The sequence below is a fragment of the Rahnella sp. ChDrAdgB13 genome, from assembly GCF_017655185.1.
Taxonomy (GTDB): Bacteria; Pseudomonadota; Gammaproteobacteria; order Enterobacterales; family Enterobacteriaceae; genus Rahnella; species Rahnella contaminans.
Genome location: NZ_JAEMGT010000189.1, coordinates 1 through 9,017, shown reverse-complemented (window position 1 = coordinate 9,017; position 9,017 = coordinate 1). Strand labels below are relative to the sequence as shown.

At 53.7% G+C, this 9,017-nt stretch carries 11 protein-coding genes; 3 read left to right on the top strand and 8 right to left on the bottom strand.

Going from position 1 to position 9,017, the window contains the following annotated elements:
* Positions 1 to 58: 58 nt before the first annotated feature.
* A complete protein-coding gene (locus J8X26_RS26335) occupies positions 59 to 373 on the bottom strand; it encodes an META domain-containing protein (RefSeq protein WP_208952486.1) in 315 nt (104 codons plus the stop codon).
* 202 nt (positions 374 to 575) lie between these two features.
* Positions 576 to 1,301 carry a pirin family protein gene (locus J8X26_RS26330; protein ID WP_208952485.1) on the bottom strand — a complete coding sequence of 242 codons (726 nt, stop codon included), beginning with the start codon at positions 1,299 to 1,301 and terminating at the stop codon, positions 576 to 578.
* A gap of 157 nt (positions 1,302 to 1,458) precedes the next feature.
* On the opposite strand from J8X26_RS26330, the gene J8X26_RS26325 reads away from it, so the two are divergent.
* The 3 genes from J8X26_RS26325 (at position 1,459) to J8X26_RS26315 (ending at position 4,228) form a co-directional block, all read left to right on the top strand.
* Positions 1,459 to 2,349 (top strand): LysR family transcriptional regulator, encoded by an 891-nt coding sequence (locus tag J8X26_RS26325; RefSeq protein WP_208952487.1) that lies wholly within the window; start codon positions 1,459 to 1,461, stop codon positions 2,347 to 2,349.
* Between the two features lie 131 nt (positions 2,350 to 2,480).
* Entirely contained in the window at positions 2,481 to 3,248 is a 768-nt protein-coding gene (locus J8X26_RS26320) for a phytanoyl-CoA dioxygenase family protein (RefSeq protein ID WP_165057732.1), read from the top strand.
* 128 nt (positions 3,249 to 3,376) lie between these two features.
* The gene (locus J8X26_RS26315; RefSeq protein WP_165057731.1) at positions 3,377 to 4,228 is read left to right on the top strand and encodes an AraC family transcriptional regulator; all 852 of its coding nucleotides are present in this window, start codon (positions 3,377 to 3,379) and stop codon (positions 4,226 to 4,228) included.
* 62 nt (positions 4,229 to 4,290) lie between these two features.
* Here J8X26_RS26315 and otnK read toward each other — a convergent pair whose 3' ends face one another.
* The 6 genes from otnK to J8X26_RS26285 all read right to left on the bottom strand — a co-directional run bounded on the left by otnK (position 4,291) and on the right by J8X26_RS26285 (position 8,933).
* Positions 4,291 to 5,562 carry a 3-oxo-tetronate kinase gene (gene otnK, locus J8X26_RS26310; RefSeq protein WP_208952484.1) on the bottom strand — a complete coding sequence of 424 codons (1,272 nt, stop codon included), beginning with the start codon at positions 5,560 to 5,562 and terminating at the stop codon, positions 4,291 to 4,293.
* On the bottom strand, positions 5,556 to 6,233 hold the full coding sequence (locus J8X26_RS26305; RefSeq protein ID WP_208952483.1) for an aspartate/glutamate racemase family protein: 678 nt from the start codon (positions 6,231 to 6,233) through the stop codon (positions 5,556 to 5,558). The genes otnK and J8X26_RS26305 overlap by 7 nt, the downstream gene beginning before the upstream one ends.
* Positions 6,234 to 6,256: 23 nt before the next feature.
* Positions 6,257 to 6,955, bottom strand: a complete 699-nt coding sequence (locus J8X26_RS26300; RefSeq protein WP_208952482.1) for a substrate-binding domain-containing protein — start codon at positions 6,953 to 6,955, stop codon at positions 6,257 to 6,259.
* 75 nt (positions 6,956 to 7,030) lie between these two features.
* On the bottom strand, positions 7,031 to 7,945 hold the full coding sequence (locus J8X26_RS26295) for an AEC family transporter (RefSeq protein ID WP_208952481.1): 915 nt from the start codon (positions 7,943 to 7,945) through the stop codon (positions 7,031 to 7,033).
* A 46-nt stretch (positions 7,946 to 7,991) separates the two neighbouring features.
* A complete protein-coding gene (locus J8X26_RS26290; RefSeq protein ID WP_208952480.1) occupies positions 7,992 to 8,630 on the bottom strand; it encodes an aldolase in 639 nt (212 codons plus the stop codon).
* A 12-nt stretch (positions 8,631 to 8,642) separates the two neighbouring features.
* Complete coding sequence (locus tag J8X26_RS26285) at positions 8,643 to 8,933, bottom strand: hypothetical protein (RefSeq protein WP_307803521.1); 291 nt, start codon at positions 8,931 to 8,933, stop codon at positions 8,643 to 8,645.
* Positions 8,934 to 9,017 lie beyond the last annotated feature (84 nt).

Below are 9,017 nucleotides of genomic sequence, written 5' to 3'. Positions count from 1 at the left end.
GCTACAGGATCGAGAATGTGGTGATCTGATCCTGATTACGGCAAAAAGTTCGATTTATTCAACAAAGCCGATCCCATTTGTTCAGGTTCTCGTCCGGACACAGCATCATGGTTGAGGCCAGACCTTTCACCGTCAGCACGTTATTTTCCAGATTGCCCTGACCCATAAAGCGGTTACACATCTGGCCGGAAACATGCAGGTTTGAGCCGAACTCAATTTCCGGAATACGGCCCTGTGCGGCCGGAACCGTCTGACCATCCACACTCAGCAACTCAAAACGATGATGCTGCAAATCAGTTTGCTTCACGCCGGTCTGGCTGCTACATGCGCTGATAGTGATGGCGGCTGCCAGAACAAACAGTGACTTCTTCATGTTCTCTCCTGAGAAATATTCCATATGTGTCATACATATCGTTATATTCATCTTAATATATTACGTATTGCATCGCAATTATAGCGCAGGTGAATGCATCGTCAGAACACTGCACGATGCCCAAAAAAAAGCCTGCGACCTTCCTTTTCAGGATGATCACAGGCTTGGGCTTTTGCGTACTTTACTCAGGTATTACGCCGTATCAGCGTGACGGATGATTCACTTCTACCGGACGCAAATCAAACAGCAACACTTCCGCCTGGTCGCCGTCGGTAAAGGTGACGCTATCTTCATTGCGGATACGCGCGCCATCGCCGGTTCTGAATTCGACACCGTTCACCTTGATGCTGCCGCGGGCAACGTGGATATAAGCATAGCGATCCGCATCGAGGGCAATCGTCGCCTGTTCTGCACCGTCGAAGAAACCGGCGTAGATTTTCATGTCCTGACGCACGGTCAGCGAACCGTCGGTACCCGATGATGAAACAATCAGGCGGAATTTCCCGCGTTTTTCCGCTTCCGCGACGGACACCTGCTGGTATCCCGGTTGGGTGCCATTTTCTGACGGCACAATCCAGATTTGCAGGAAATGCACGTTTTCTTCACCGGAGTGGTTAAACTCACTGTGCGTCACGCCACTGCCTGCGCTCATCAGCTGAACATCGCCGGGGACAATCACTGAACCGGTGCCCATGGAATCTTTATGTTCCAGCGCGCCTTCGAGCACATAGGAGATGATTTCCATGTTGCTGTGCGGGTGTGCCCCGAAGCCGCGACCCGGTGCGACCTGATCATCGTTAATCACCAGCAGGTCTGAGAAACCGACCTGTTTTGGATCCCAGTAATTGGCGAAAGAAAATGTGTGACGGGAATGCAACCAGCCGTGGTCACCTAAGCCGCGTTGTTCAGAGAGACGTTGTTCGATCATGGTGTACTCCTCAGTGTTGTCAGGGGGAAAGTGCGTTTGCGCTTCCGATGAACAGAGAATACACGTAAACCAATTTGCTCAACAATGAGGTAGAATGACTATCACTGTCGCATTTTGGTTGACAATAACAGGTTGTATTCCTCAGGGCGAAACTGACATGCAGATTGAAGATCTCCGTATTTTTGTGGCGGTAGTGAAAGCCGGGAATTTCACCGCAGCGGCCGAACAACTGCTGCTTTCTAAACAATACGTCAGCCGCCGGATGGCCGCGCTGGAAGCTTCGCTGAGCGTCAGGTTGCTCAACCGCAATACGCGCAAACTGTCGGTGACCGAATCCGGCCAGCTTTTTGCACAACATGCGCAGCGTATTCTCGATGATATCGAAGAAGCCGAAAGGGCGGTTTCACCTAAACGCCAGGCGCTGCAGGGCTCATACCGCATCAGTATTCCGATGTCATTTGGCATCAGCCATCTCTCACCGCTGATTGCGGAGTTTTTGCAGCAAAATCCGGAGATTCAGTTTCAGGTGGAACTGGTGGACAGGTATGTCGATCTGGTGGGCGAAGGCTTTGATATTGCCATCCGTATTGGCAATCTGGCGGATTCTTCGCTGGTGGCGCGCCGTCTGGGGCAGCTTAAACGCGTTATCTGTTGCAGCCCCGGTTATCTTGAGCGGCGCGGCACGCCGGAAACGCCGGACGATTTACTCCGGCACGATTGCCTGCGTTATGGCCGCGAAGGGCAAAACGGCTGGGAGCTGGAGCGCCACGGCAAACTGCGGATTTTCGACGTGCGCGGGCCGGTGCTGAGCAACAACGGCGAAGTGCTGCGCGACGCCGCCATTTCCGGGCTGGGCATTGTATTGCTGCCTGAATTTATCGTCGGTCCGGCGCTCGAAAATGGCTCGCTGGTACCCATCCTTGACGCCTTCCAGCCCGGCTCGCTCAGCCTGCATGCGCTCTATCCGCAGCATCGCCAGCGCAGCGAAGTCACCCGCGTGTTTCTCGATTTCTTACAGGAAAGGCTGAAAGCGCAGCGGGTGTCGTAAGCTTTGCCACCCGCATCACATTCCTCTTTGAATCACACAAATATCCAGCTCTTTGTAGGATTTGCATCGTTTATTCCTATAAAAAATGCCGTACTTTTGTGTTGCACAAACGTTAACTGAAGAGGTGGTAAATGATAAATTCATCTGAGCAATACCTGGACGCCCTCGGCGCAACGCAGTCGCTTACCGCAGAACAGACCGCTGAGCTGGAAACTAAGGGTTACGTTATTATTCATAACGTGATCGACAAAGACTGGCTGGAAGATATGCGCGTGACCTTCGATGCGCTGGTGGAAAAAGAGGGTGACAATCTGGCCGTTGAGCATCATCAGGAAGCTACCGCGACGCGTATTGCGAACATGATTAACAAAGGCACGGTCTGGGAAAAAGTTTGGTCGCATCCGCTGATCCTGTCCGTTTGCCGCCACATTTTCCGCGGCGCGTTTAAGGTGTCAAGCCTCAATGGCCGCGAAGCGCTGCACCGTGGCGGACATCAGCCGCTGCATGCGGACTGGAAAAAACCTCGTCCGGATTTCCCCAAAGTGCATCTGGTGAACTCCATCTGGGCGATTGATGATCTCAGTGCGGCAAACGGCGCACCGCGAATTATTCCGGGGACGCATCACCGGCCTGAACTGCCGGAAGATGTTCTGGCGGACGTCGGATTACCACATCCTGATGAAGTGGTTTTCGAAGCTCCGGCCGGAAGCGTGATGATTTATGATGCGCACGCCTGGCACGGCGGCACCAACAATACCGTCGGCACACGCCGACGCGTGCTGCACAGTTTGTACATTGACCGTGAAGATGCGCAGCAGCAGGATCAGCGCAAATGGCTTAAACCGGAAACCGCCAGCCGCCTGACACCGGCGCAAAAATGGTTGCTGGATGTGTTGTAAATGCCACACCGGTCAAAACCGTTGGCGTCGGCTAACACCGGTCAAGACCTGGGGCCAGTTTGGGTGGCAACCCAAGGTCTTGACCTTGATGGCAAGATTCAATGCAATTGAAAAACTGAGAGAACGCCATGCTGCCCGTTGTGATAGACACTCTTTTCCGATCGTTTTGTGGCAGTGAAGCGCAGGCGGTGCGCTTTCCGGATAACACACAACCCATGCCCGAACTGGCGTTGCTGGTCAGCTTCCCGCGCATCGAATTTGTGGTCAGAGGCCACGTTCATGACCGCAGTCTTCCGGCTGAAAAGGGCTTGCTCAAAGAGGGCGACGCGCTGTATATCCCTGGTGGAAAATGGAATCTCACCCAGTGGAGCGCGCCCGCCGTGCTGCTGAGCATATTGTTCAGCAAAGAAAAGCTCGGTTTCAGCCTGCAATCCTGGGACGGCAACCGGTTTTCCGAAACGGACAAACAAAGCGTCGCCCGGCTGGGGCCGCGGGTCGGATCGTTTTTATTGCAGGCCATGAATGAAATCGTTTCAAACCCGGATGACCAGCAAACCGCCCGCTGCGTGGTCGCCGGTTTGCTGAGCCATTGTCAGGAACAACTGGCGAACCGCACACAAATTCTGACCCGCAGTGGCGCGCTGTTTGAAGTGATGAAAAAATATATCGAGGAAAACGCCTCGCTGCCGCTGACCCGCGAAAACGTGGCAAAGCGGTTCCATATCACGCCGAACTACCTCTCACATCTTTTCCGAAAATCCGGCGATACCGGCTTCAGCGAATACCTTAACCATGTCCGGCTGGAACGGGCAAAACTGCTGCTGAAAGGCTATGAACTGAAGATCAAAGAAGTGGCGAGCAGTTGCGGATTTGTCGACAGCAATTATTTTTGCCGCGTGTTCCGTAAAAGTACTGCGCGTTCGCCTTCGCAGTACCGTAGTCAGTGGCTGAGCCAGCATCCGGACATTAAAAAAGGGTAGTGCTTTGCCCTGATTTTCTGATCTAAATGGCGAGGGTGGAAAGGTATTGAGGAAACGGCCCCTTACGGAGCCAGTGTCTGAAACGCGCGGTTGAAGAAGTCTTCGCTGCCAAAGTTGCCTGATTTCAACGCCAGCGCCATGGGTTGTGCATTGCGCATGGCCAGCAGTGCCGGAACGCCGGTGCTGATTTCTGCGCCAATCACCACCGAACCGAGTTGCAAGCCTTTCACCACCGCGCCGGAGGTTTCGCCGCCGCCGACGACAAGTCGTTTTACGCCCGCGTCTGCCAGAGCAACCGCCAGTGTGGCAAAGAAATCTTCGATGGCGTTCGCCACTTTTTCGCGGCCATAACGTTCCTGTAAAACTGACACGCTGGACACGTCGCCCGAGGTCGTAATCAGCGGTGCGCGGTGCTGGTTTTGTTCAATGAAATCCAGCAGTGTTTCACGGGATACTTTACCCAGAAGCAAGTCTTCCGCGTCAATCTGCAAAACGGCATGACCGGCGGCGTGCCGGGCAATCTGGCGCAACGTCATCCGCGAACAACTTCCCACCAGAATTGCGCCTTTTCCTTGCACGCCGATGCGCTGTGGCACATTGCCCTGCGCGTCGCCCCTGGCGATGAAATTATGCGGCAACCCCTGCGCGATAGCCGAACCGCCGGTAATCAGCCGTGCTTCATTGCAGGCCGCGCCGAGGGTGACCAGATCGGCGTTCGTGATGCTGTCGGTCACCACCAGGCAGCGGCCTTCTTCCGCCTGCGCCAAAAGCGCATCGCGCACTGACGCGCTGCCCGACTGAACCTGTTGCCACGAAATAAATCCCGGCGGATTTTCAGACTGCGCGGCCAGCACGCGGCGGATATCCGGGTCGGTCATCGGCGTCAGCGGGTGATGTTCCATGCCAGATTCATTGAGCGGGCTGGAGCCGACAAACAAATGCCCCTGATACAACGTCCGCCCCATATCGGGAAACGCCGGACACACCACCACGCCGCGTGCGCCAAGCCGGTTCGCCAGCGCTTCCGCCACCGGGCCAATATTCCCGGCGGGCGTGGAATCAAACGTCGAGCAATATTTGAAGACAATCTGACAACAACCTTGCGCCAACAGCCATTCGCAGGCAGCCAGCGATTGTGCGACGGCTTCGGCGGCGGGCAGCGAACGGCTTTTCAGCGCAATCACACCGGCCTCAATGTCCGGCAACGCCGCATTTCCCGGCGTGCCCATGTACAGCGCCGTTTTCATGCCGCCTTCGCCCGCCAGGCCTTTCGCCAGCGTCACGCCTATATCGCTGGCGCCGGTGAAGTCATCGGCAATCACACCCATCAACATGATGTCTTTCCTTCATTATGCAAAACGCGCTTTTTCATCTCACTGACCGCCGCCTGCGGAGCCGCCAGAACCGGCACGCAGGTGACGGCCTGCACGGCTTTCAGCGCACGCGAGGTGGAGAAATGCGCCAGCATGATGGCGTCGCAGCCAGTCAGCTGCTGCGCATATTCCGCCACCAGCCGGTGGTGAGTTTCATCGTCACCGGCACGCAGCGCTTCAATCGCACCTTCGGCGCATACTGTCTTCAGTGAGAGCGTTTTACCCAGACGCGCGGCCATGTCGCTGAACTCTTTTTCCATTCCGGCGATGGCAGGGCGGAAAGTGGCGATCATACCCACGCGGCTTCCTGCATCGAGTGCGGCTAAAAACATGGCTTCATTGGGTTTCAGCACAGGAATGGCGAGCTGGTCAGCAAGTTTTTCCAGAGCTTCGCCAAACGCGGAGCAGGTCGCCAGAATGCCGTCTGCGCCGGTATCACTGGCGTATTGCCCGAAGCGGATAAAACGCTCGGTGAGTGCCTGTGTCAGCTCAACATTTTTGGCCCGCTCAATAGACAACCCGTCATCGAGTAGATTTACCGGGATGGCGTCGGGCCATAATTCCGCCATTGCGACGCTGACGGGCTGCATTGCCACCGGCGTGGCGTGCAGCAGGACAATCGTTTTAGGCATGTTCTTCTCCTGTGGCTCAGGGGTTAAAACCGGCAATCAAGGCCGAAACGGGCGTAGGCCTCTTTTGAGGCTTCCGCAGTGACAATGTCAATCAGCGCGGCACCTTCGTTTTTTAGCGGGGAGGCGTTGAACAGCGCAATGGAAAACGACGTCACTTTTTGCAGTTCCTCCGGCAGACGACCAGCGATTTCAATGCCTGACACCACCAGCAGTTCGCTGATTTGCTGAACCGCCAGACTGGCTTCGCCGGTGATCAGTTTTTCTGCCGTAAATCCTTCCGGGATCGGGCTGGCTTTGGCGTCCACTTCTGCCTCAATGCCCAGACGGGTGAGCACGGTTTTAAAATGAATGCCGCTTGCGCCGCCGATGGAATAACAAACCGAACGTGTTTCCAGCAAGGTTTTTTTCAGCGCTTCTGGGGTGGAAACGTCTGGTCGGGTGTCGCCCTGTTTTACCGCGAAACCGATGCGCGAGACGATCAGCGGTTTACGGCTGGCGGCGTCCACTACGCCAAGTTCGATCAGCTCATCCATCGCCTGATCGGTCACAATGACTACGTCGCCGGTTAGCCCGCTGGCAATGTTTTTCATTAACACCGTGGTTGGCGTCCAGGTGATATCAATGTCGCCGTGTGACTGGCGGTATATGTCGAGCAGCGTGGCGTCAAACGGCGAGCGGACAACTAACGCGCTGTGCAGCGTAAGGTTTTTTGAAGAAGACATGCGTGACTCCTGGTTTCAGATAAAAGTGATGAACTTCAGGTACAGCGTTAATAATCGTAATCTTGATAATCACAACTACATGGCCAGCCAGATGGTGAGTGGCACGGTGACGACTGCCAGGATCGTGCTCAGCATGATGGCGAAGGCGGCTTTCTCAGGGTGAACGTCCAGCGCTGACGCGACGGCGGCGATGTTGGCAGCGAGCGGATTACAGGCCAGCATGACCATCACCACATATTCATAGTGATTCAGATTAAACAAGCGGAATATCGCGATGATGACCACCGCGTACAACCCTTGTTTCCACAGAATCGAGGCGATGGCGAATTTCCAGTCGGGAATTAATTTATCGAAGCGTGCCAGTGACATACCGATAATCATCATGCCCAGCGTGGAGTAACCGCCGACAAATCCGTCGACGCTGCTTTTAATTACGTCCGGCAGTTCAAAGTGGAAGTATTTCAAAATCAGGGCAAGAATGGCCGCGTGCAGTGTCGGCATTTTCAATACCATGATCAGGCTGTTTTTAATGGAGTACCGGCCACGCGCGGTGATGTAATACGCGGCCGTAAATTCATAAATACTCGAGGCGACTTTGGCGAAAACCACGATGCTGATAGCTGCGGCGCCGTCCGGTGTACCGCCGAGCAAGCCAATGGCCAGTGGTAAGACAAAATAACCGACGTTACCTTGTCCGCCTGCTGCGCCGAATAAATTCGCGCGGTTGTCTTTCCATAATAAACGCCCGACCAGATACGCCAGAAAAGCGGCGATACAGGAGACAACATAAAACACTACCGAATACATGGCGTAATTAATGTTCGCCGGTGAGTTCAGGATAAGTACAAAACAGACTATCGGTGAGAAAATATAAATCAGTAATTTGGCAATATCCTGCGAGTTAACTTTAAACTTCCGTGTTGTATACCACCCCAGCATGGATACGGCGATTAAATAGGCCACCCGCGGCATGATTTCATATGCGGTCATTTTATTTACCTGTAATAGAGTAAGGGTAAGAGATAAATTATTATTATTACCAGTGGCAGCCGAACAGGGCGCACAACTCGTTAATTGCCTCATCCGGCAGCGCAATGACTTTTCTTTCTGACTTTAGCCATAATTTGGCGGTTTCTTCCAGTTCTTCGAGAATATAGCTGGCGTGTGCCACGGAATGTCCCCAGACTACCGGCCCGAGCCGTTCCAGCATCACCCCTTTCACATGATTTGCCAGCGTCGCAACGCGTTCAGCCACCTCCTGCGCGCCGGGGCGGTGATAATTAATCAGCGGGATTTTCCCCACTTTCATCACCTGATACGGTGTGATGGGCGGCAATATGGCCTCCGGAGACCAGACGCCGCGCAGCGTCAGCAATACCAGATAGGTGGAATGCGTATGCGTTACACACTGCGCGTCCGGGTTATTCTGATAAATACCCTGATGCAGTTTCAGGGTTTTCGACGGTTTTTCGCCATTGATCCATTCGCCCTGAAGATTCACTTTGGCTATTTTTGCCGGATCCAGATTGCCCAGACAGGCGTCGGTCGGCGTAATCAGCCAGCCGTCGTCCAGGCGGGCGCTGATATTACCGGAAGAACCGACGGTATAGCCTCTTTGAAAAAGGGATTCCCCCGCAAAGCAAATATCTTCGCGTATTTTATTTTCCGATTTCATTATTTTCTCACATTATAAAATATCGACAAATGTCACTTTGGGTGAGGTCAGGTTTGACAATGTTTGTTTGCATTCTTTCGACACTGAATCGGTAATAATCTCATCCACCGTGCTCAGCGGGCAGACGGAATAAAAGCCGTATTTACCATATTTGCTGCTGTCGGAAATTAATATGCTCCGGTTAGCAACAGAAATAACAGTCTGCTTCACTTCGGCTTTGCCTTCATAAGGTGTCGAAATACCGTGTTTTAAATCCCATGAACTGGCGCTCAGAAAAGCCAGATCGATGTTCAGCGCTTTAATAAAATTAGCCGCACTTAGAACCTATCCCAAAAGGAATTGTCAGTTAATAAGTAATGGCAATTTTTGAGGGAAGTATGGCAGGCA

What these genes read in the sequence shown, in the direction of transcription:
- J8X26_RS26335 (WP_208952486.1), bottom strand. Translation starts at nt 373, where the DNA reads ATGAAGAAGTCACTGTTTGTTCTGGCAGCCGCCATCACTATCAGCGCA.
- J8X26_RS26330 (WP_208952485.1), bottom strand. Translation starts at nt 1,301, where the DNA reads ATGATCGAACAACGTCTCTCTGAACAACGCGGCTTAGGTGACCACGGC.
- J8X26_RS26325 (WP_208952487.1), top strand. Translation starts at nt 1,459, where the DNA reads ATGCAGATTGAAGATCTCCGTATTTTTGTGGCGGTAGTGAAAGCCGGG.
- J8X26_RS26320 (WP_165057732.1), top strand. Translation starts at nt 2,481, where the DNA reads ATGATAAATTCATCTGAGCAATACCTGGACGCCCTCGGCGCAACGCAG.
- J8X26_RS26315 (WP_165057731.1), top strand. Translation starts at nt 3,377, where the DNA reads ATGCTGCCCGTTGTGATAGACACTCTTTTCCGATCGTTTTGTGGCAGT.
- otnK (WP_208952484.1), bottom strand. Translation starts at nt 5,562, where the DNA reads ATGTTGATGGGTGTGATTGCCGATGACTTCACCGGCGCCAGCGATATA.
- J8X26_RS26305 (WP_208952483.1), bottom strand. Translation starts at nt 6,233, where the DNA reads ATGCCTAAAACGATTGTCCTGCTGCACGCCACGCCGGTGGCAATGCAG.
- J8X26_RS26300 (WP_208952482.1), bottom strand. Translation starts at nt 6,955, where the DNA reads ATGTCTTCTTCAAAAAACCTTACGCTGCACAGCGCGTTAGTTGTCCGC.
- J8X26_RS26295 (WP_208952481.1), bottom strand. Translation starts at nt 7,945, where the DNA reads ATGACCGCATATGAAATCATGCCGCGGGTGGCCTATTTAATCGCCGTA.
- J8X26_RS26290 (WP_208952480.1), bottom strand. Translation starts at nt 8,630, where the DNA reads ATGAAATCGGAAAATAAAATACGCGAAGATATTTGCTTTGCGGGGGAA.